Annotated in this window: 25 protein-coding genes and 2 tRNA genes; 8 read left to right on the top strand and 19 right to left on the bottom strand. The window is 58.0% G+C overall.

All coding sequences use genetic code 11. The features are described 5' to 3' along the window. Positions 1 to 86: 86 nt before the first annotated feature. The 5 genes from JHC09_RS11675 to JHC09_RS11655 form a co-directional block, all read right to left on the bottom strand. Complete coding sequence (locus JHC09_RS11675; RefSeq protein WP_199532065.1) at positions 87 to 425, bottom strand: hypothetical protein; 339 nt, start codon at positions 423 to 425, stop codon at positions 87 to 89. Between the two features lie 403 nt (positions 426 to 828). Further along, positions 829 to 905, bottom strand: a tRNA-Arg gene (locus tag JHC09_RS11670). 55 nt (positions 906 to 960) lie between these two features. After that, positions 961 to 1037, bottom strand: a tRNA-Arg gene (locus JHC09_RS11665). A gap of 129 nt (positions 1038 to 1166) precedes the next feature. After that, positions 1167 to 2594, bottom strand: a complete 1428-nt coding sequence (locus JHC09_RS11660; RefSeq protein WP_199532064.1) for a HAMP domain-containing sensor histidine kinase — start codon at positions 2592 to 2594, stop codon at positions 1167 to 1169. Between the two features lie 36 nt (positions 2595 to 2630). Next, a complete protein-coding gene (locus JHC09_RS11655; RefSeq protein WP_199532063.1) occupies positions 2631 to 4064 on the bottom strand; it encodes an FAD-dependent oxidoreductase in 1434 nt (477 codons plus the stop codon). A 225-nt stretch (positions 4065 to 4289) separates the two neighbouring features. On the opposite strand from JHC09_RS11655, the gene rpmH reads away from it, so the two are divergent. From rpmH to yihA, 4 genes are all read left to right on the top strand, one after another. Next, positions 4290 to 4424: a 50S ribosomal protein L34 gene (rpmH, locus tag JHC09_RS11650; RefSeq protein ID WP_169195983.1), complete on the top strand. Its 135-nt coding sequence runs from the start codon at positions 4290 to 4292 to the stop codon at positions 4422 to 4424. A gap of 14 nt (positions 4425 to 4438) precedes the next feature. Further along, on the top strand, positions 4439 to 4840 hold the full coding sequence (gene rnpA, locus JHC09_RS11645; RefSeq protein WP_169195984.1) for a ribonuclease P protein component: 402 nt from the start codon (positions 4439 to 4441) through the stop codon (positions 4838 to 4840). Continuing rightward, positions 4840 to 6669, top strand: a complete 1830-nt coding sequence (gene yidC, locus JHC09_RS11640) for a membrane protein insertase YidC (RefSeq protein ID WP_182396032.1) — start codon at positions 4840 to 4842, stop codon at positions 6667 to 6669. Before rnpA ends, yidC begins: the two co-directional genes overlap by 1 nt. Before the next feature lie 66 nt (positions 6670 to 6735). Continuing rightward, positions 6736 to 7380: a ribosome biogenesis GTP-binding protein YihA/YsxC gene (gene yihA, locus JHC09_RS11635; RefSeq protein ID WP_199532062.1), complete on the top strand. Its 645-nt coding sequence runs from the start codon at positions 6736 to 6738 to the stop codon at positions 7378 to 7380. 47 nt (positions 7381 to 7427) lie between these two features. Here the strand turns inward: yihA and JHC09_RS11630 are convergent, their stop codons facing one another. The 4 genes from JHC09_RS11630 to JHC09_RS11615 form a co-directional block, all read right to left on the bottom strand. Then, positions 7428 to 8927: a methyl-accepting chemotaxis protein gene (locus JHC09_RS11630; RefSeq protein WP_199532061.1), complete on the bottom strand. Its 1500-nt coding sequence runs from the start codon at positions 8925 to 8927 to the stop codon at positions 7428 to 7430. A gap of 61 nt (positions 8928 to 8988) precedes the next feature. Then, positions 8989 to 9726 carry a type 1 glutamine amidotransferase gene (locus tag JHC09_RS11625; protein ID WP_199532060.1) on the bottom strand — a complete coding sequence of 246 codons (738 nt, stop codon included), beginning with the start codon at positions 9724 to 9726 and terminating at the stop codon, positions 8989 to 8991. A gap of 48 nt (positions 9727 to 9774) precedes the next feature. Next, a complete protein-coding gene (gene msrB, locus JHC09_RS11620) occupies positions 9775 to 10194 on the bottom strand; it encodes a peptide-methionine (R)-S-oxide reductase MsrB (RefSeq protein WP_248308992.1) in 420 nt (139 codons plus the stop codon). Between the two features lie 156 nt (positions 10195 to 10350). Then, positions 10351 to 10887, bottom strand: a complete 537-nt coding sequence (locus JHC09_RS11615; protein WP_199532058.1) for a fasciclin domain-containing protein — start codon at positions 10885 to 10887, stop codon at positions 10351 to 10353. 295 nt (positions 10888 to 11182) lie between these two features. On the opposite strand from JHC09_RS11615, the gene JHC09_RS11610 reads away from it, so the two are divergent. The 4 genes from JHC09_RS11610 (at position 11183) to JHC09_RS11595 (ending at position 13995) form a co-directional block, all read left to right on the top strand. Continuing rightward, positions 11183 to 11737: a sigma-70 family RNA polymerase sigma factor gene (locus tag JHC09_RS11610; RefSeq protein ID WP_199532057.1), complete on the top strand. Its 555-nt coding sequence runs from the start codon at positions 11183 to 11185 to the stop codon at positions 11735 to 11737. Then, positions 11734 to 12444, top strand: a complete 711-nt coding sequence (locus JHC09_RS11605; RefSeq protein WP_199532056.1) for an anti-sigma factor — start codon at positions 11734 to 11736, stop codon at positions 12442 to 12444. The genes JHC09_RS11610 and JHC09_RS11605 overlap by 4 nt, the downstream gene beginning before the upstream one ends. Positions 12445 to 12579: 135 nt before the next feature. Continuing rightward, positions 12580 to 13137, top strand: coding sequence for a fasciclin domain-containing protein (locus JHC09_RS11600; RefSeq protein WP_169195991.1), 558 nt, complete (start codon positions 12580 to 12582; stop codon positions 13135 to 13137). A gap of 96 nt (positions 13138 to 13233) precedes the next feature. Next, positions 13234 to 13995: a DUF4394 domain-containing protein gene (locus JHC09_RS11595; RefSeq protein ID WP_199532055.1), complete on the top strand. Its 762-nt coding sequence runs from the start codon at positions 13234 to 13236 to the stop codon at positions 13993 to 13995. Positions 13996 to 14067: 72 nt separating this feature from the next. Here the strand turns inward: JHC09_RS11595 and tolB are convergent, their stop codons facing one another. The 10 genes from tolB to ruvC all read right to left on the bottom strand — a co-directional run bounded on the left by tolB (position 14068) and on the right by ruvC (position 21364). Next, the gene (gene tolB / locus JHC09_RS11590) at positions 14068 to 15378 is read right to left on the bottom strand and encodes a Tol-Pal system beta propeller repeat protein TolB (protein ID WP_199532054.1); all 1311 of its coding nucleotides are present in this window, start codon (positions 15376 to 15378) and stop codon (positions 14068 to 14070) included. 64 nt (positions 15379 to 15442) lie between these two features. After that, positions 15443 to 16621, bottom strand: a complete 1179-nt coding sequence (locus JHC09_RS11585) for a hypothetical protein (RefSeq protein ID WP_199532053.1) — start codon at positions 16619 to 16621, stop codon at positions 15443 to 15445. Between the two features lie 10 nt (positions 16622 to 16631). Then, positions 16632 to 17069, bottom strand: a complete 438-nt coding sequence (locus tag JHC09_RS11580; RefSeq protein WP_199532052.1) for an ExbD/TolR family protein — start codon at positions 17067 to 17069, stop codon at positions 16632 to 16634. Between the two features lies 1 nt (position 17070). Further along, on the bottom strand, positions 17071 to 17781 hold the full coding sequence (tolQ, locus tag JHC09_RS11575; protein WP_182396034.1) for a protein TolQ: 711 nt from the start codon (positions 17779 to 17781) through the stop codon (positions 17071 to 17073). A 209-nt stretch (positions 17782 to 17990) separates the two neighbouring features. Continuing rightward, entirely contained in the window at positions 17991 to 18380 is a 390-nt protein-coding gene (ybgC, locus tag JHC09_RS11570) for a tol-pal system-associated acyl-CoA thioesterase (protein WP_199532051.1), read from the bottom strand. Then, entirely contained in the window at positions 18377 to 18871 is a 495-nt protein-coding gene (locus JHC09_RS11565) for an NUDIX domain-containing protein (protein ID WP_199532050.1), read from the bottom strand. Before JHC09_RS11565 ends, ybgC begins: the two co-directional genes overlap by 4 nt. Beyond that, positions 18868 to 19905 carry a Holliday junction branch migration DNA helicase RuvB gene (gene ruvB, locus JHC09_RS11560; protein WP_169195997.1) on the bottom strand — a complete coding sequence of 346 codons (1038 nt, stop codon included), beginning with the start codon at positions 19903 to 19905 and terminating at the stop codon, positions 18868 to 18870. The genes JHC09_RS11565 and ruvB overlap by 4 nt, the downstream gene beginning before the upstream one ends. Before the next feature lie 8 nt (positions 19906 to 19913). Next, positions 19914 to 20189 carry a hypothetical protein gene (locus JHC09_RS11555; RefSeq protein WP_210338156.1) on the bottom strand — a complete coding sequence of 92 codons (276 nt, stop codon included), beginning with the start codon at positions 20187 to 20189 and terminating at the stop codon, positions 19914 to 19916. Positions 20190 to 20243: 54 nt separating this feature from the next. Then, entirely contained in the window at positions 20244 to 20861 is a 618-nt protein-coding gene (gene ruvA, locus JHC09_RS11550; RefSeq protein WP_169195999.1) for a Holliday junction branch migration protein RuvA, read from the bottom strand. Further along, positions 20858 to 21364 carry a crossover junction endodeoxyribonuclease RuvC gene (gene ruvC / locus JHC09_RS11545; protein ID WP_169196000.1) on the bottom strand — a complete coding sequence of 169 codons (507 nt, stop codon included), beginning with the start codon at positions 21362 to 21364 and terminating at the stop codon, positions 20858 to 20860. Before ruvC ends, ruvA begins: the two co-directional genes overlap by 4 nt. Positions 21365 to 21457 lie beyond the last annotated feature (93 nt).

Genomic DNA, 21457 nt, shown 5'->3' with positions numbered 1-21457 from the left:
TGCGTCAGGGCGCTGCGCTTTTGGGGTGGGATGCGGACTGGCGGGTTTTGGAAGAGAGTGATGGTAAACAGACTTGTCCTAGTTCTTCAGAGCCCCATTTCGAAGCGTTCGACTCGTCCTACTTGGTTGAGGCTGACCTCGAAGGTGATCAGTTCGCCATCAACATCGGATTGGCAAATACCGACGAAATAAACGTTGATGCGCAGTTCATCAGGGCTGGCCGCTCTCACAGTGCAGTCGTCCGGTTTGATGGTCGGTAGATTTGTATAGCTGGACCAATCCCGCAGGTATTCGGCAGAGACAATCTGCATAAGCCTTTCCTCATCCGGTTTGTAAATTTCAAACGCAATGGCGTAGCCTAACCAGACGCCGAGCACGGCGATTGCTATCGCCCCAGCAACAACAATAGGAATCCTACTCAACATCCGGTTACCCCAGAAAATGATGCAAGAAGACTGACCGGTTTGGTCACTTCATGCAACCCGCGCGAACGTCAGCAATGGGATCGAAATCAGCCATACCCCCGACACCGGCGCGCTCCCCACCGCCCGTCACCCGCGACCATGAACAGAACGCTCTGCGTTAAGTGCAGATGTCGAGATAGCGCATTCAAAGGACCAGTTTGCCAGGAGGTAATGCCAAGTGGAACGCTTGCGGGTCCTGCCCGAGGCGCAGTGGATGCGATGGGGCGGAGACATACAGCGACCAACCTCTACGCGTGCAGAGTGTCCGGGGAGCGACTGAGGTGTCAGGGCTTAGAAACAGCGCATATCACGCGCTAACGGCGTGATAACAAAGATCGTTTTTGTTGGGAGGTTGTCAGTGAAATGGCGCGCCCGGAACGATTCGAACGTCCGACCCTCAGATTCGTAGTCTGATGCTCTATCCAGCTGAGCTACGGGCGCGCATATATTTCAGTGATGTCTTTCAACATCGTCGCATCACAGGAAGTGATGTAAATGGCGCGCCCGGAACGATTCGAACGTCCGACCCTCAGATTCGTAGTCTGATGCTCTATCCAGCTGAGCTACGGGCGCGCATGCCATTTTTAGTGGCTTCATCTTCTTTAGAACCCCGCGTCTGCGGCGCCCCTCTGAAGATGCGCATTACCTACAGTGCGTTATCGGGATTGGCAAGCAGGGCAGGAAAAATTTCACTGTGATCGATTAAACTGCCTGTGGATGAATGGGGATAGCAATATCGAAACGCGTGCCAATCGGGGCGTTGGCGAGGGTGAGCCGCCCACCATGCGCCTCAGTGATTTCTCGGGCAATGGCGAGACCCAGTCCCGTGCCCCCTGCCCGCGCAGAACCTTTGAAGGCAACAAAGAGATTATTCTTGGCGCGCTCGGGCAGGCCCGGACCGTTATCACTAACGGAGACAATTATATGAGAGCCCACCACACGAGCATCCACTTGCACCTGATTGTCCGGCGCATCGGCCGCTTGGGTTTCGAGCGCCTCGCGGGCATTCTTTAGGAGATTGACGAGGACGCGTGAGAACTGTCCCCGATCGACAGTCATCGTGAGCTGGTCCGGCACGGCATTGATAAAGCTGATGCCCGGATGATTGATGAGGCGCGCCTCAAATGCTGCGTCTTCCGCCAAAGGCCGCAGCTTGGCCGCTTCAAAATTGGGAATAGACTCCGCCTGACGACCATAATCCAAAACGGACTGCGCAAAGCCGATGGCCTTATCCAGCGTTGTCACAAGGCGCGGCGCGAGACGCTGCACTTTTGGATCGTCGAGCGTCGCCACTTGATCGGAGAGCATTTGGGCGGAGGCCAAGGTGTTGCGCAGATCATGATTGATCTTGGCAACAGCCAAGCCAAGGTCAGCCAAATGGCGTCGCTGACGCAGCATGGTGAAGAGTTCGCTTTCCATCGCAGAAAGCTCACGCGCCAAAATCCCGATCTCATCCTTGCGCTTGGTAGGCTTTAAGATGAGCGCAGCATTCTCGGGCGCCTGCCGGAAGCGCAGGATATTATTGGTGAGGCGATAGACCGGCGCGAGGAAGAGCCGACTGACCAAGAGATAGAGAACAAAGGCGGTGACGGCGGCAATGCCGGCCGAGACCAGTGCGATAGAGCGCGAGAAGTCGACAAGATCCCGCTGCAGCGGACGCTCGGGCATGAGCAGCTCGACAAGCGTATCGCCCTCATCAGCCGCGCCAATCACGCGCAAGGTGCGGTTCTCTGTCGAGAACAAGATGTCGAGCGCGCCAACAATGGACTGGATCAGGCCATTATCGCGCAGATCGGCCACCACCACGCTGCGCACCTGCGTAGGCTCGGCATGTTCAATCAGTTGGGAATGCCCTTCGCGGCGGTAAACAATCGCCAAGGCATCCGCCGAATCCAAGAGGCGGTCGGTCAACTCACGCGGCAAAGCCAGCACGTCGGGGACGGCATCGAGAACACGTGTGGCGGTGACGCCGATACGAACGCGATCCTCAAGCCAAGTTGTGCGATAGCTGGCGACAGCGGGCAGATAGATCACGACCGCGACAAGCAGAATCACGCAGGTGATCGTCGTGATCAACTGGTAGGACAGTCCTGAAAAGCGTCGCTTGAGCGCGGTTACCAAGTTTTCCATTCTGACCTAGATATCCCGCGACTGCGCGTTTTCAGCTTACCAAGGCAGGTGCTTTCGTAAGGTGCGCAATTGGACATCTACCCAAGATACGGTTTTGGGCGTGGTTTGGTTCGCCACCAGCCGAATTATGTTTGATAAATAACTTAACTGAGGGCTCGGCAGCTCTCCGAGACGTTGGATTGGCATGTCCGCAGCCATTGCCAATGACAGGACACTGCAGATTTCACTCGCCCCTGGGCCAACCGCGCTGACGCCCACAATCGAGCCATTGGCGCGCGTAATGATTTTGACGAGCCCACGCGCCTTATCGGCGGCTTGAGCCAATTCATTTTCGGCCAGATTGGAGCGGTAAATTTTGTAACCAGCTTTGGCGATGCTCGCTGCATCAGGGACGGTACCGATCTCGATGATGACGGGGTCGGTTCCCACCATGCGGGCCGAACCTTGCCAGCGCCTTGTGGTTTGCCCTTGTATAAGAGAGTCTACAACCGCGCGGCCATGATCGAGCGCCATCTGCCAATGGGGCATGCCAGCCGCATAGCCGACAACCCGCACACGCGGATTGGTCGTTTCGCCCAAAGAGGCAGAAGCAAACAGCGCTTCAAGCCCCGGCAGCGAGCGTACCCGCGCCTTATCGAGGTCGAGACCATCGCTCATTGTGTGTCGCGTACCGGCAATTGCGACATGCGAGAGATCAAGAGATTCGATGTCGCCATTGGGATGGGCAACAGTCGCCCCCGTGCCTTGGGTACGAGGATGAATGGACTGCACATAGGCGCCTTCAAAAACGCGTACACCTTCGCGCCGCAAATCGGCGAGGAGAAGATTGACCGTTTCCCGATCAAATCCGGGAAGAGCATCGCCTTGCGGAACTAGGGTGACCATTGAGCCTAGGCGGGCATAAATCTGGGCAATGGTGAACGCCTCGCCAGACCCGCCTATAACCAGAAGGTGCGAAAGCTTTCGCGTGTTTTCCAGCAAGGCCTCAGGCGTGAGATAGTCAATTTCTGAAAGGCCTGGAATCGGTGGCACCGTCCATTGCGCGCCCAGAGCCAGAATCGTGTTGCGAGGACGAATCTGCTTTTCGCCGACAACAATGGTGCGCTGATCCAAGAACTGTACCGGACCTGCGACAAATTCGATGTCGCTGGCCGCAAGGGTAGAGGGCGCAACCTGCGCCTTCGCCGCCTCGACAATGCGCGCGGCGCGCTCTTGAACCGCTTTGACACTCACCTTTGCGTCAACGGAGGTGAGCCCCATAGATTGGCCATTGCGCAAGGCAGACACGAGGCCCGCACTGGCGCCTAAAGCTGCCAAATGCAGGTTTAAATGAGGATTATCGCCCGATTCTGCAGCCTCTCGGCTGGCCAGAACGACGTTGGCACCCAAGCTCTGGGCATATTTGGCTAACGCAATCCCCAGCGCACCAGCGCCAATAATGCACAGCTCAGGTCGAAGAGGTTCAGCCATATCTTCCTAGGCGTATAAGGTTTCTTCACTTATGAGGGTGATTGGTTCGGTTTACAACTGTTGCTGAATTCGCGGCTTTAGGCATGAGGCGCGTTGACTTGATGTCAGCTTTTCCCTATAGACCGCACCAGCCTGTAGGTGGGTCTCGTGGGCCTGCCCCAAAGACAATTCCTGCGTTTAGCAGCTAGAATTTAGAGGAACCGTGCGCGAGCGCGGTCTGATGTTATGAAGCGTACATACCAGCCCAGCAAGCTCGTGCGTGCCCGTCGTCACGGTTTCCGTGCACGTATGGCAACCAAGGACGGCCGTGCGATTATCAATCGCCGCCGTGCAGACGGCCGCAAGAAGCTGACCGCCTAAGGATTGGTGGCCGGATGACGGCCGACGATTCTCAGTCGAAAGCTAAATTGCGCCGCCTCAAGCGGCGCACGCAATTTCAAAGAGCTGCCCGGGGCAATCGCGCCGGGCGCTCTGCGTTTGGGATGCAAGTGGTTACCGCCCCGCAGGAGGATGCTGGGGTTGGCTTCACTGTCACCAAAAAAATCGGCAATTCGCCCGAGCGCAACCGCATAAAGCGCCGCTTACGCGCCGCCGCGGATGCTTGCGCGCGTGACTTTCATCCCGGACATGACTATGTGCTTCTGGCGCGACGAGAGGCTATAAGCCTGCCGTTCGCCAAATTGGTTGCCGATCTCGGCTCCCTCATTACCCGCGTGCACGATCCTGAAGCTGAAAAGCGTAAAGGACAGAGCCGCGGCCAACGGAACGCCAGATGATGAATTCTGACAATCGTAATGTGATACTAGCCGTAGTGCTCAGCATGATGGTGCTGCTCGGCTGGCAGATCTTTGTAAACGGGCCCCAGCTCGAGCAGGCACAGCGTCAGGCTGAGATTCGCGCTGCCCAACAGGCGGAAGCGGAAAATCTCGCTATGCCGACCGTGGCTGCCGATGGCACCACACCAGTGGCTGATCCAAACACGCTCGTTTATGCGGACCGCGACACCGCTCTTGCGGCCACTGAGCGCGTCTCGATCGACACGCTCGACCTTGCAGGCTCGATCAACCTGACCGGCGCACGCATCGACGACCTGTCGCTCAAGCAGTATCGCGAAACGGTTGAACCAGATTCTCCTATCATTGCGCTTCTCAAGCCAGCCGGTCTTGAGGACGCCTATTTCATCGAGCAGGGATTTGTTCCGGCCAGCGGTTCGACTGTCGTCGTGCCTGATGGCCAGACCCAGTGGAGTGTAGAAGGCGATGCGGCAACGCTGACCGCCACCACCCCAGTGACCCTTCGTTGGGACAATGGTCAGGGCCTCGTCTTCCGTCGCACCATCGCGCTGGACGACTATTACCTCTTCACCATCACCCAGTCGGTTGAAAACAACGGCGCGGGCGACATCACCCTGTTCCCCTATTCGCGCGTTATCCGTCACGGTAACCCGAAGGTCGCCAACTTCTTCATCCAGCATGAAGGTCCGATCGGCGTTCTGGGCTCGAACAACTATGTTGCGCGCAAGTACCAGGATCTGCATGGCGAGCCACAGGTCGACTTCTCCTCGACCACTGGCTGGCTCGGTATTGCTGACAAGTATTGGGCAACCGCTGTCCTGCCAAAGGCTGGCACCAGCATCAATGCGCGGTTTGCCTACAACCAGCAGAACGGCAAGAACGTCTATCAGTCCAACTATGTTGAGACCCAGCCTGTTGTTATCCCAGCTGGCGCAACCATCAGCCACGAAGCCTATGTCTTCGCTGGCGCCAAGGAAGATCGCGTCATCAGCGCCTATCAGGAACAGTACGGCTTTGACCGTATCGAACTCCTGATCGACTGGGGCTGGTTCCACTTCCTGACCAAGCCAATGCATTGGCTACTGGTTACCCTCTATGGCGTTCTCGGTAACTTCGGTCTCGCCGTTCTCGCTGTGACCGTTATCGTCAAGGCCCTGTTCTTCCCGCTGGCAAGCCGTTCGTACGCCTCCATGGCTGCAATGCGCCGCGTTCAGCCAGAAATGAAGGCCATCCAGGAACGTCTCAAGGACGACCGTGCTGCCCAGCAGCAGGCGATGATGGAGCTGTACAAGAAGGAAAAGATCAACCCGCTGTCTGGTTGCTGGCCTGTGCTGCTGCAGATTCCGGTGTTCTTCGCCCTCTACACCGTTATCTTTATCTCGCTTGAGATGCGCCACGCGCCATTCTTTGGCTGGATTCAGGATTTGGCTGCACCAGATCCGACCAACATCTTCACCCTGTTTGGTCTCATTCCTTGGGATCCGACTGCGGCTCCACTCATCGGTGGCTTCCTGCACCTTGGCATTTGGCCGGTTATCATGGGCATCACCATGTGGGTCCAGATGAAGCTGAACCCGCCGCCACCAGATCCAACCCAGGCAGCCATCTTCAACTGGATGCCAGTGATCTTCACCTTCATGCTCGGGACCTTCCCAGCTGGTCTGGTGATCTACTGGGCTTGGAACAACACCCTCTCGGTGGCGCAGCAGTGGTTCATCATGAAGCGCCACGGCGTTGAAGTGAACCTGTTCGGCAACATCATCGATAGCTTCAAGCGCAAGCCAAAACCGGCAGCTGAAGTTAAGAAATAAGCCCACGCAACGAAACAATGGGCCCGCCGGTAAACCCGGCGGGCTCTGATATTTAAGGGGATCGACATGACCCAACCAGACTTTTCGCCCCATATCATCGAGCGTGGCCGCCTGATGTTTGCGCGCCCGATTATCTTCACCAAGGGCTGCGTCAGCCTCAACGACCTGCCCGACATGGACCGTGTTGAGATCGCCTTCGCGGGCCGTTCCAACGTCGGCAAGTCGAGCCTGATCAACGCGCTGTGCGGCACCTCGGGCCTGGCACGCACGTCCAACACGCCAGGGCGTACGCAGGAGCTCAATATCTTTGAGAGCCAGAGCGAACCCCTGCGCATCGTCGACATGCCCGGCTATGGCTACGCTAAGGCGCCTGAACCTAAGGTGAAGGCATGGACCAAGCTGGTTCACCAGTATCTCGTTGGCCGCGCCACCCTGCGCCGTGTTTATGTTCTGGTGGACAGCCGCCACGGCCCCAAGGACAACGACATCTCGGTGATGAACGAGCTTGACCGCGCCGCTGTGAGCTATCAGGTCGTGCTGACCAAGATCGACAAGCCTTTGGCCAAGGATCTGGAGGCTGTGATTGCTATGACCAAGGCAGCCATCGCCAAGCGCCCTGCGGCCCACCCAGACGTCATTCTCACCTCGAGTGAGAAGGGTGACGGCATGGAGCACCTGCGCAGCGAAATCGCGCTGCTGCTGGAAAGCTAACAGCCCTCCCAATAGAAATGCAAAAGGGGCGCCGAAGCGCCCCTTTTTTATGCGGCCCGCCGCCCCATCTTTTGCCCCCCGGACCGCACCTCTGCGATGGTAAAGACCGCAACGATCCGGTCTAGTTCATCCACTTGGGCTTCGGTCTGTTCGATGGTGGCGTTGGTCTCCTCTACCAAGGCCGCATTGTGTTGCGTGATCTCATCCATTTGCTGCATGGCGACATTAACCTCGCCAATGGCCCGCGACTGCTGCCGTCCCGCCGCAGTGATTTCAGCAATCACCGAAGCGCTTTCGAGGACTGACGCATTCAGCGCGCTAATCCGCTCGCCGATCTGCAGCACAATCTGAGTGCCAGAGCGCACTTCACCCGCAGACAAATCAATCAGGTGTTTAATCTCGGCCGATGCCTCGGCAGCGGACTGGGCCAAGCGCCGCACCTCGATGGCGACGACCGCAAAGCCCTTACCCGCCTCCCCTGCCCGAGCGGCTTCGACCGAGGCGTTGAGTGCCAGAAGATTGGTTTGGAACGCGATATCGTCGATCAAACCAATGATTTTGGAAATCTTGGACGAGGACGCTGAGATTTTCTCCATCGCCAGCTTTGCCGTTTCCATAGCCGAGCCGCTTTCGACCGCGATGCGTGAGGCATCTTCAGCGGCTCTATTGGCGTCTTCCGCACGCGTGGCATTAGCCTCCACGGTTGTGGCCAACTGCTGGATAGTGGCGGAGGTATGCTCGACCATGCCGGCCTGACGGCTGGTGCGCTGCGAGAGGTCTTCAGAACCGGCGAGGATTTCCCCGGCGGCCGTTTTCAAACGTGACGACGTGGACTGCAGATCGCCCATGACGCTGGCCAAACGATTGGCCACAGCATTGGTATTGTCGCGGAGGTCAGCGAAGGCTCCGGTGAACTCGCCGTCGACGCGCTTAGAGAGATCAGCCCGGGCCAGTGCCGAGAGCACAAGGCCGGTGCTGGTGAGGCCGCTGTCCATCGCACCCAAAAGACCGTTGACCTCGACGGCGAGCTGACGGAGGTCCGCCTGCTCGTAATGGGCATCGACCCGGCGGTTCAACTGCCCCTGCATCACCGCGCGAATAGTGTCGCGCAAGTCGGTGGTGAGGTGATTGGCGTCGACCTGTCGCTTGTTTTCTTGGGCAACGTGTTCCTGCTCGGCCGCATAGAGCGCAACCTGCTCGATCAGCGCCGCACGGAAGCGTTCAAAGGCATCGAACATGACGGTCAGCTCGTCATTAGTCGTTTGCTTGGGGATAGCGATCTCGCGATTGCCCGAGGTGAGGGCCGCTGTGATGCCGACAAGAGTCCGAAGGCGCTGGGCGACTAAACGCTGGAAAAAGAAGAAGACAGCCGTACAGCCCGCGGCCGCAGAGGCACCCGCCAGAACCAACCAAGCGATGACGCTCGTGTTGCCCTGACGGTAGAGTTCAAACAGCGCACCGCCGCCAAAAACGAGAACAAGTGCACCGAATACCAGAAACACACCCACGAGCTTCTGGGTGATCGAAGACTGCCGCAAACGAGCCATGGTAAATCACTGACGCCACAAGAAATCGCGTCATGCTGAACCATAGTTGGTTAAGCGTTGTTTATCGCAAACTGCTCGCAGCGCTAAAAAAACGCATAATCGTGTGGCGCAGCGCCATGCTATCGGAATTTATCCGCATAGATTGAAGCGCCGTCTCGATAACATCGTCGGTTGCGCGACCACGGCGCATTTCGACCAAGGCCTGCGCGTAACTGTCTTCAAACTCGGGATGCGGCTGGAGTGTCAGGGTCACACCATTGGCATAGGTCAGTCCGGCATTGGGCGCGAAGGGCGACGAGAGAAACACACGCGCCTCAGACGGTGGCGTGATGACCTGATCCTGATGCGAGCAAGCGACGTTGATGACGGCGGGCAGCTCACGGGCAAAGGGGAGATCATTGGCAACGGAATAGGTGTGGCGACCAAGGCCCCAGCCTTTTTCTGACTTCCGCACTTCGCCACCCAAGGCGTCCGCGATAATCTGATGACCAAAGCAAATCCCGAGCATGGGGATGTTGCCCGCATAGGCCGAGCGGATGAACGCACGAAGCGGATCGAGCCAATTGTGATCTTCATAGACACCAGCAGGCGAGCCGGTGATCAAAATGGCATCAAGCGTCGTCGGATCGGGCAAGGCGTCTGCCGCGCAGGCATCGATGTCGTCAAAGGTGAAGCCCTCAACGCCGGTCGAGCCAAACATTTTGCGGAACATCTGCGGATAGTCTTCGTGCTCAGCTTGCAGGTGGCTGGGCACAGCGCCGGTCTGAACGATGGTAATTTTCATGCGAGAATAGGCCATGATGAGATCGACCCGAAAGTAACTGGCTCGACATCACCCCGCAATGGGTTAGGCGCTCGGCTCAAACCGCATAGCGATACCATTGATGCAATAGCGCAGACCGGTTGGCGCTGGCCCATCTTCAAAGACATGGCCTTGGTGCCCGCCACAATTGCTGCAATGGACCTCGATGCGCATCATGCCAAGCGTCAGGTCCTCCTCGGTGCCGAGTGCGCCGGGGATAAAATCATAAAAGCTCGGCCAGCCGGTGTGGCTGTCATATTTGGTTTCAGAGACGAAGAGGGCCTGATCGCAGGCAGCGCAGTGGAACACTCCGGCGCGTTTTTCCTCGTTTAATGGCGACGTATAGGGGCGTTCGGTGCCCTTTTTACGCAGAACGATATAGGCTTTTTGGTCCAAGCGATCCCGCCATTCCTCATCGGTCAGGCTGAAGGGGAACTCGCCATCAGCGGCCCAGGCGCCACGCATAGGGAATGCAGCGGCAGAGAGGGCGGCCAGTGACAAAACAAATGATCGGCGTTGCATGCGCGCACTCCCTGATTTGTGGTTACGCTTAGATTTGAGTTCTAGACCATGGTGGTGCCGGGCTGAAGCACTGTCCAGCCCGTCACATGGCTTTGATCGTTAGTTTGCCGGAAGAAGCACGGCATCGACCACGTGGATAACGCCATTGGAAGCGTCGATGTCGGCTGTAGTGACGCTTGCAGAACCACCTGCTGCGTCGGCAATCTTAACGGTCTCGCCATCGAGGCTAAAGCTCAGCTCGCCACCCGCAACAGTTGCCGCCTTAAAAGTACCGCCGTTGTCCTGGATCAGCTTGATAAGGTCAGCGGCATGAATGTCGCCAGCGACCACGTGATAGGTGAGGATGCCAGTCAGCTGATCTTTGTTTTCTGGCTTCAGCAGAGTTTCAACAGTGCCAGCTGGCAGCGCGTCAAAGGCTGCGTTCACGGGCGCGAATACGGTGAATGGGCCTTCGCCATTGAGGGTGTCCACAAGACCAGCGGCTTGAACTGCTGCAACGAGAGTCGAATGATCTGGCGAACCGATAGCGGTTTCAACCACGGTGCTGGTGCTCGCCAACATTGCGTCTTGAGCCGTAGCCGACAGGGAGCCAAATGCGAGTACTGCAGCAACCGATAGAGTACGAAGCGTCATCATAGAATGCACCTTCCATTGTCTGGGGCTCCAACCATTGGAGCTGCGACAATTACGGGGAGCGATCTGCACTGGATTGGTTTTTACGCGCGCGTGCTGCAGAAACTTCATTCAAACGAAAAATCAATGACTTACGGGATATTAGCGGGTCGAACACGTTCGTTCTGGGCGAATTTTTTGGTGTGATCCAATCGACTTTGATCACCGTAAAGAACCGATTTTGGCGCCGAAGATGAGTGTGACTTGCACGTCCAATCGGGCGCCCGCATAGTTGCCCCGCAGTTTCCCCGGAGGACGCATGTCTACAAACACTGTGCGAGACGACATTGGCGGGCTCATTCTCCGGGTGGCCTTGCGCGACCGATCAGCATTCGATCGGCTCTATACCGCAACGGCTGCGAAACTTTTTGGCACCTGCCTACGTGTCTTAAACAACAGAGCCGAAGCTGAGGACGCCTTGCAGGAGGTTTTCGTCAAAATCTGGCTCAAAGCAGATCGCTTTGCGGTGACCGGACAAAGCCCGATGACGTGGCTGATTGCCGTGGCCCGACACCACGCGATTGACCGGTTGCGGGCGCGGCGTGAGGGCCTAGGGCAGATCGACGATGCGGCTTTGGCCGTGAAAGACCCGAGCCCCGATCCCGAGGCGCAGTCTGTTGCCGCTGGTGAAGCCACCCAACTTGATGGGTGCTTAGCCGAGCTGGAAGAGCAAAAGGCCAGCGCCCTGCGTGCAGCTTATATGCAAGGCGATAGCTACGCGGATCTGGCGGTCCGCTATGCGGTTCCGCTGAACACCATGCGCACATGGCTACGACGTGGCCTGATGCGACTGAAGGAGTGCTTGGAGCGATGAGCGTGATCAAAGATGACGATCTGCCCGAAGGCGGTGACGATATTCTTGCGGCCGAATTCGCTCTTGGTGTGCTCCCCGCGAGCGAACAGGCGATGCTCGCGCGCCGGGTCGAAACCGACGCAGCATTTGCGCAGTCCGTCTACGCTTGGGAAGAGCGCCTAGCCCCGCTCACCGAGGGTTTTGTGCCCCAGGATGTATCGCCACGTTTGAAGACCGCACTCGACAGGCATCTCTTTGGCGTCGCCGGCGCGCCTCAGAGCAAGGGTTTTTGGGGCAGTTTGGCGCTATGGCGCGGCCTTGCCGCTGGTATCGCGGCGGCATTCCTTGTGGCCGTCACTCTTCCCATGATGCAGACGCCGCTGGCGCCCCAAACCAGCATCCTGGCCTCGCTGGCAGCGGACACAAGCGAAGTGCGCTATATGGCCATTTACGACGCGGGTAGCGGCGAGATCCGGCTCGCCCATCTTGCAGGCGAACCCGCCCCGGGGCAGGTCTTTGAGCTTTGGGTCGCGGAAGGCGACGCTGCTCCAACCTCGCTCGGCGTCATCCCTGTGGGCGGCGCAGCCCGTATGCCCCTTAACGACAGCGTGAGAGCGTTGCTTAACAATCGTGCCCACATGGCGATCAGCGTTGAACCGCCGGGCGGATCGCCGACAGGGCAACCGACCGGGGACGTTGTCGCATTAGGCGATCTCCTCGAAATCTAACTTTTTTCTCTTTTACTTCGGCACCTTACTGGCCCTAGGCAAAACAAAATGCGTGGGGCTGAAACTTATCTGCCGTTGCTCTCGTGTCTGTTTATGTCCCTCAATCCTGAGGCGATCTACACATGGAGGAACGCCATGAACATGATCTCGAAGACCCTTATCGCAGGCTGTTTTGCTCTGACCACTGCCGGTGCAGCACTGGCACAGGACAATCCAGAAGTGGGCGGCGCTGCAATGTTCGCGGACAAGAACATTGTCGAAAACGCCATGAACTCCGCTGACCACACCACGCTCGTGGCCGCTGTGTCCGCAGCAGGTCTGGTGGAAACCCTGCAGGGTGCCGGTCCTTTCACCGTCTTTGCTCCAACCAACGCTGCCTTTGATGCTCTCCCAGCAGGCGCGGTTGAAGATCTGCTGAAGCCAGAAAACAAGGACATGCTCACCAAGGTCCTGACCTGCCACGTGGTTGGCGCCAAGGCCCTCGCTGCGGACGTTATCAAGATGGTTGAAGACGGTAGCGGCAAGCACGTCATCGACACCCTTGGCGGCTGCAAGCTCACCGCCGAAGTTACCGACGGCATGGTCACCCTCACCGATGAAACCGGTGGCACCGCGACCGTCACCATCGCTGATGTGATCCAGTCGAACGGCGTTATCCACGTCATCGACAAAGTGCTGATGCCAGCGAGCTAATCGCTCGCGGCGGGGCCTCGTCGATGCAGTCTCCCTTCTGCACATCGAGGCCCCTGCCCGATCCGCAAGTTCGATGACACCGAAAGGAAACCCAAGATGACTGCGCTTAAAACCCTCACTGCAGCACTGCTGCTCACCAGTTTTGCTGCACCCGCAATGGCCGCAAATGTCGTTGGCCTATCAGGCGAAAACACCCTTCACTGGCTCGACACCGAAAGCTGGACTGAAACGGGGTCGATCGATGTAACAGGCGTTGATGGGCGTCTTCTCGGGATCGACGTTCGCCCCGCAGACGGGATGCTTTATGGTGTGTTCGCCGATGGCACGCTCGCCACTATCGACCCCGAAACCGGTGTCGCCACCAAGGTCAGCACTTTGGCGACGAAACTCGCAGATGGCGTCTCAGCGACCGTTGATTTCAATCCAGTTGCCGACAAATTGCGTGTCATGGGCAGCGATGGCACCAGCCTACGCGTCACTGTTGATACCGGTGAAACCGTCACCGATGGTAGCCACAGCTACGCGGACGGTGCGAGCCCAAATGTGATCGCGGGCGCTTACACCAATTCCTACGCCGGCACGGAAAAGACCCAGCTCTTTAACATCGATGGCAAGGCCGGTTGGTTGGTGCTGCAGGACCCACCAAATGATGGTGTGTTGAACGCTGTCGGCGAAATTGGCGTCATGCCGACCGAGGCTGGCTTTGACATCGCCTCAGATGGCAAGGGTGGCAATGAAGCCTGGCTGGTGATCGAGGGCAGCTTCCACACGGTTAATCTGGAAACCGGTGCGACCACGGAGGCTGGCAAGATCGACGGCGCAAACGTCCGCGATATCGCCATTATGCCCGCGATGTAATTTTCGCGACACTTGAATGCAAAACACCCCGGCGCAGACCGGGGTGTTTTTGTAATCGCTTTACGCGTGTCACTAGACCAGCAGGTTCGACCAAGCTGGGTCAGAAGCGTAGCTTTCCGTCTGGATAGACTGGGCCGCGCGGCCCCAGATGTCGACCGACATCAGACGCGGGCCGTCATTGCCACCCGGATCCTGGAAGAACATGATGACACGGCCATTTGGTGCCCAGGTCGGGCCTTCGGCGTGATAGCCCGAATAGAGCAAGCGTTCGCCCGAGCCATCTGGAGCCATAGTGCCAATGTGGAACTGGCCACCTGACTGACGGGTGAAGGCGATGAGATCGCCCTTTGGCGACCACACGGGGGTCGAATAACTGCCCTGGCCGTAGCTGATACGCTGCGGATTGCCGCCTGACGCACCCATCATATAAATCTGCGGCGAGCCACCACGATCGCTTTCAAAGACGATCCGGCCACCATCAGGCGAATAGGACGGCGCTGTATCAATCGCTGCGCCAGAGGTCAGCTGCATCGCCTGCCCGCCACCCACGCCAACCGAGTAAATGTTGGTTGCGCCCTGCTGCTCAACCGAGAACGCAACCGTGTTGCTATCGGGGGAGAAGCGTGGCGCAAAGGTCATCGCACCGACATTGGCGAGGCGCTGCTGGCGACCGGTCGAAAGCTGCAGCAGGTAAACCTGCGGATTGCCTTCAGCGAAATTCATATAGGTGATGAGATCACCATTTGGCGAGAAGCGCGGGGTGAGCGCCATGTATGAGCCATCGGTCAGATAGCGCACATTGGCACCGTCCTGATCCATCATCGCGAGACGACGGGTACGGTTCGCCTTCGGGCCGCTTTCAGCAACATAGACAACACGCGTATCGAAATAGCCCGAACCGCCGGTCAGTTGCTCATAAACAGCGTCCGACACCATGTGCGCGATACGACGCGCCGAGCTTGGATCGGTCGCATAACTCTTGCCAACGACCTGCGCGCCAGCCTGAACGTCCCACACGCGGACCATGGAATTGATCTGGCCGCCGCGCTCTACCGAACCCATGACGACGCCATCGACATTGGCCGTGCGCCAGACGGTAAAGTCCGGTGAGTTGTTCACATCGCCAACCTGCACGGGGAGCGAGGCCGGATCGAGTGGCAGGAAGAGACCAGACCGGCGCAAATTGTTGCGCACTATATCGGCGATTTCTTTGCCAAAGGCCGGGTCCGAAGACGCGAAATCAGGGATAGCAATCGGCAGGGGCTGGAAATTAGCGCCTTCGACCACAACACGCAGCTGTGCCAAAGCCATAGGGGCAGTGGCAAGCATGACGCCGCCAGCCAAGCCCAATTTCAGCGCATCGCGCCGCGATAGAAGCGTCATTATTCTCTATCTCCGATCTCGCCAGTTTTGCTGCACTAAGGCTAACAAACGGGCAAATTCAAGGTCACGGTCTTAGTTCAAGTTCAATCGTCCGCCACTCGCTGTAGGAGTCTGCGGAAAGCATTGTATAGGGACCACACTGAATGACAGCGCGCTGAGCGGCGCGCGCCATGGCCTGCCCGGCAGTCGACGGATCAGCCGAAATCACCTGTGGGGTGCCAGCCGGTGAACCGTCCTGGTTCATGTTCACGCGCAGCGTTACATTCATGCCCGAGTTGTAATCGCTCGGCAGCAAGTTCCAGCACGCCTTGATCTTGGCAGCAAAGCCGTCGATTGCGGTCTGGCTCAAGCGCGCTGAGGTGCCGGTTGTGTCACCCAAGCTTGCCGCTCCACCCTGCCCAGTCGTGCCGCCTGTCGTCGGCGCATTATTGATGATCGAGGAGATATCATCTGGCGGTGGGCGCTCGGACGGCGCTGTCGGTTGGTTTTGGCGTGCAGCGGCGGCAGCGGCTTCGCGCTTCTTGCGCTCTTCCTCTTCCTTGCGCTTACGTTCGGCCTCGGCAGCAGCCTCCTCCTTACGCTTTTCCTCAGCAGCCAAGGCTTGCTGACGAACCTGCGCAAGATCGGTTGGGCGTGATGTCGGCATGGCCACGTTCACCGTTGGCGCCGCAGGAGGGGTTGGCTCCGGCGTCGGCTCTGGTGTTGTCGGCTCAGGTTCTGGCACGGGCTCTGGAACCGGTTCTGGTTCCGGGACAGGCTCTGGGGTCGGCTCAGGCGTAGGCTCAGGCTCTGGTGGCGGCGGTGGAGGCGTTAAGTCCGCAGGACGCGTCTCAGGCAGGGCTGGTGGCGGCGTCGGTTCTGGTGGCGGTGGTGGCTCCACCGGTTCCGGCTCTGGTTCGGGCTCAGGCTCTGGTGCCGTTTCCGGCGCAGGTGCGGTTTCAGTCACTGGCGCAGGCGTGGGAACATCGGCCGGCGACGGGGTCAGCTGATCCTCTTCCGTATTGCCAGTCGGCTGGGCCAACTCTGCCGGTTCTTCGCTATCAGTTACCGATGGCGTGTCGGTTTCCACGACCTCGCTATCCAACACCCCCTTACGGATATTGGAGAAATCTTCAATCGGCACCAAATCAACGGCAATTGACTGCACGCTCGGCTCAAGCCGTTCAGTCATGCCCAGATTGACCAGACCCAGCACGAGGACGATCACGTGGGCAGAAACAGAGACAACTAGACCTGTGCGCATGGGCCCGGGCCTATCGCTCACGCTCGGTAACGAGCCCGATCTTGGTATAACCGGCAGCCGACAGCTGGCCCATGACACGCATCACAACGCCATAGTTGGCGGTGGTGTCGCCCTGCAAATAAACGCGGTCCTCAGTGGTCGCTAATCCGGAAAGAGTGGTGATGAGTTCGGATTCAGCCACAGGCGTCTGATCAACAAAGATCGCGCCTTCCGGCGAGACCGACACGGTGATCGGCTTGGTCTGGTTTGGCATCGATCCTGCAGCGGATTGCGGCAAGTCGACTGGCACGCCAGTGGTCATCATTGGCGCAGCCACCATGAAGATGATCAGCAGCACCAGCATCACGTCCACCATCGGCGTGATGTTGATTTCACTAATAACGGCGCGGCTCTTGCGGCGTCTGCGACGCCCGCCTCCGCCCCCGCCTGAGGAAACACCCATGCCCATATTAGCGGTTCCGTGCTTCGAGCTGGCGCGAGAGGATGGTCGAGAACTCGTCGGCGAAGCCTTCGAGACGGCCAATCATCTTGCCTGCATCAGCGGAGAGCTTGTTGTAGGCGATAACGGCAGGAATAGCGGCCACTAGGCCAATCGCAGTTGCGAACAGCGCTTCCGCAATCGGACCCGCCACAATGGCAAGGCTGGTATCGGATGAGGCCGCAATATTGGTGAAGGCGTTCATGATGCCCCACACGGTACCGAAGAGGCCAATGAATGGGCCCGCAGAACCGACAGTGGCGAGGAAGCCGAGGCGCTTTTCGAGGCTATCGCTCTCGCGGGAAATGGCAACATCGAGAACCTTGTCGAGGCGCTGCTGCATGCCAGCAAAGCTCGAGGCGTTCTGCTCGTGGCTGCGCTTCCATTCCTTCATCGCGGCGACAAAGACCGCGCCCATACCACCAGAAGGCTTTTCAGCCTGCTGACGATAGAGTTCTTCGAGCGACTGTCCGGACCAGAACGTGCGTTCAAACGCGTTCATCTCAGCGGCAGCGCGACGATACATCAACGACTTTTCGACAATGATCGCCCAGCACCAAACAGATGCCGCGAGCAAGCCAATCATCACGCTTTTGACGACGAAATCGGCAGCCCAGAAGAGGCCCCAGATGGAGAGGTCAGCATGCGGAGCGGCGGCGGTGGCGACTCCAACTGCATCCATGGCTTCCATTAAACGATCCTTTCGGCCGACGAGGCGCGGGTCCACATCGGGCTGCGATGGGGGCCAATTCTGTCAAAATTAAGAGAAATGCTTCGTTTCTCCGGCCGCGAAGCAGCGCGGAGACCGAACTGCGGTCTCTGTTCCTTGGTTATGGTCACCAATGGGTTAACAAAGAGATTCCGGAAAACCCCTTGTGTTCGCTTTGTTATTTATGGAGCCAGGGCGCGAAGCACAGCAGGGAGGCGCGCAGGCCCACCAGAGGTTTTTATTGCGACGACATCAAGTTGAGCGCTTGTGAGCAGCGTATCATCGCAGAAAATCTTTTGCTCAAGCTTAAGACGAGCACCAGTTGCCGCAACAACTTGTGTAGAGACAGACAGCAAATCATCGATGTGAGCGGCGCCGATAAACTCGAGCTGAATTGAACGGACGGCAAAGGCGATGCCCTGCGCCGCCAATTCAGAATGGTGAATACCATTCTCACGCAGGAACTCGGTCCGCGCCCGCTCAAAGAATTTGAGATAGGCCGCGTGATAGACATTCCCCGAAAAGTCAGTGTCCTCGTAATAAATGCGGACAGGAAAACTATGGGTCGTCATACGCGCTCGTCGTGAATGATGTGGGTCAGGGTGCGGGACCGGGTCCGCAGATAGTTCGGCAACCACGAAGGGAGAAGATTGCGCTTCTCCAGCGCATCCCCTTCAAGGCTCACCCATGAGAATTTGAGCAAATGCCCCTCATCCCAACGCTGGAGCCAGGGGTCATTGCCGTCAGGCCCCTGCCCCGGCAAGGCTACTTCGTAGAAAAAGCCGAGCTCATGAAAATCTTCGCCGACACGTCGGTAAAAACTCTCAGAGGTGGCGACCAGAGCGCCAACGCGGCCAGGCATATCCAGCTCTTCGGCGATTTCGCGCGATAGCGAAAACTTGCTGTCTTCGCCAAGCTCAATCCGGCCGCCCGGAAGCATGGCATAGTCATCATCATCTTCGCTGCAAATCAGGACGTGATTATCGACCACGATGATCCCGGCGACACGGAAATTGAACCGCTGCGAGCCGATGGGAAAGCTGATGATATGCCGTTCATTCACTCTTCGGGTTCCTCAAACAGGGTCGACTGTATGCCCACAAAGCCTTGCGGTACACCGCGTCCCATATGTTGGAACGCGATTGACGTGAGCATGCGCCCGCGCGGTGTGCGCTGAATAAAGCCTTGCTGCAAGAGGTAAGGCTCGACGATTTCTTCAATCGCATCGCGCGGCTCGGAGAGCGCAGCGGCGATTGTTTCGATACCGACGGGGCCGCCATTGTAGAAATCGGCAATGGTTGTGAGATAACGGCGGTCGAGTTGATCGAGGCCTCGGCTATCCACATCAAGGCGCAAAAGTGCAGCGTCGGCAATCTGGCGTGTCACTTCATGAGCGCCGCCCACCATGGCAAAATCGATGACGCGACGGAGCAAGCGTCCGGCGATACGTGGGGTGCCGCGCGAGCGACGCGCGACTTCCATAGCACCATCGGGCGACATTGGCATGCCGAGAAGGCGCGCACCACGCGTGACGATTTTGACCAGCTCTTCAGGCGTATAGAAATTGAGGCGAACCGGTATGCCGAAACGATCGCGTAGTGGCGTGGTGAGTAGGCCCGCACGTGTGGTTGCACCAACCAGCGTGAACTTGGCCAGATCGATACGCACCGAACGCGCCGCAGGCCCTTCCCCGATGATCAGATCAAGCTGGAAGTCTTCCATCGCGGGATAGAGGACTTCTTCAATGGCCGGGTTGAGACGATGGATTTCGTCGATGAAAAGCACATCTCGCTCTTCAAGATTGGTCAGCAGCGCCGCCAGATCCCCCGCCTTGGCGATCACCGGGCCCGAGGTCGCGCGAAAACCCACACCCAATTCCTTGGAGATAATCTGCGCGAGCGTCGTTTTGCCAAGGCCAGGCGGACCAACAAACAAAACGTGGTCCAGCGCCGAACCACGCTGTTTTGCGGCCTGAATGAACACTTCCAGATTGGCGCGCGCCGCCGCCTGTCCGACGAAGTCGGAAAAGCCTGACGGGCGCAACGACACATCGAGATTTTCGTCGCGACCGGTGGAAGGGTTGGTAATTGAGGTCACGCGCAAGCTTACTTTATGTTGCGGACCGGAACACAGGCCGACCTTGTCGCCTGCTTGTTCTTGAGGTCCGGATTGGATCTTGTATTGCGAAAATGCAATTTCGTTAGGTAGTCAAGTCGCGCTTCGCACGACCAGCGCGGCAAGGGGTTATTCAAATCGTGGAAATAATAGGGCTTTGACGTCCCATCGGCTTCCACAAACCAAATCGCCACAGCGACGGCTTCGTTTTGGTCGGCCTGCGCCGCCGTTACAGAGCTCGCCGCGCCGAGCATAACCAGTGCCACACATGCAGACCTAAGTTTGGTTGCCAAAATCACTCTCCCCAATTTGGAGAGAGCTTAACTGCTGAGCTCGCGAAGTCCCAGACGAATAAGCTTTTCGGTCGCGGTATCGTCGCCTTCCTTTTGCACCACGCGTGCCACGGCAGCAGACGCCTGCTGGCTGGAATAGCCCAAATTGGTCAGCGCCGACACGGCGTCGGAAATATTGGTTGCGGCAACGCCTTCGCCAAGCGCGGCCTGCAAGCCCAGAGTGCCAGCATCGACAGCGCCAATGGCTGGAACCTTGCCCTTAAGTTCGGTCACAACACGCAGCGCCAGTTTGGGGCCAACACCATTGGCGCGCCCGATCATCGCCTTATCTTGCAGCGCCACAGCGCTCGAGAGTTCAGACGGCGTGAGGATCGACAGAATGGCCAAAGCCACGCGTGCACCCACGCCCTGCACGGAGGTGAGAAGATTGAACCAGCTCTTTTCAGCTTCGGTGGCAAAGCCATAAAGCCGGATCATGTCCTCGCGCACGATGGTCTCGATAAAGACCACACCAGCTTGGCCAACACTGGGCAATGACTGCAGCGTGCGGCCCGAGCAGAACACTTGGTAGCAAACGCCACCGCAGTCGATCAGGGCGTAATCATCACCAAAACTATCGACCAGACCTTTAAGCTTGCCGATCATGCATAGGCTCCCATGCGCATCGCTGAAACACGGTGGTGGGCGTGGCAAATCGCAATCGCCAAAGCGTCGGCTGCGTCCGCGCCCTTAAAAACAGCTGTCGGCATCAGTGTTTTGACCATGAGGCCAATCTGCGCCTTATCCGCGTGGCCCGTGCCGACAACGGATTTCTTGATGAGATTGGCGGCGTACTCTGCCACGGGCAGACCGCGCAAAGCAGGCGTCACCAAAACAACGCCGCGCGCTTGGCCAAGGATAAGCGCTGAGCGAGCGCCCGCACTCACGAATGTCTCTTCCACTGCGGCTTCATCAGGCTGATGAGCGTCCAAAACGCCATTTAGCCCTTCGGACAAAAATGCCAGCCGGGAGGCCAGTTCGCCTGTTGTTGGCGGGGTAATCGTGCCACCAGCGACAAAGCGCAAACGATTGTCCTGCGCCTCGATAACGCCCCAGCCACAACGGCGAATGCCTGGATCGATGCCGATGATTCGAACGGGAGTGCTCATGGATTACCTTGTAGTCAGCTTCGCGCAGCCTACCAAGGCTAAAGTGAACAAATTGGCAACAAACGATATACCAGTGGATGAATAAACTTTTAA

Origin of the sequence: Devosia sp. MC532 (genome assembly GCF_016461625.1) — a bacterium.
In the GTDB taxonomy this organism is placed as follows: domain Bacteria; phylum Pseudomonadota; class Alphaproteobacteria; order Rhizobiales; family Devosiaceae; genus Devosia.
This window is presented reverse-complemented; position numbering and strand designations above follow the sequence as displayed.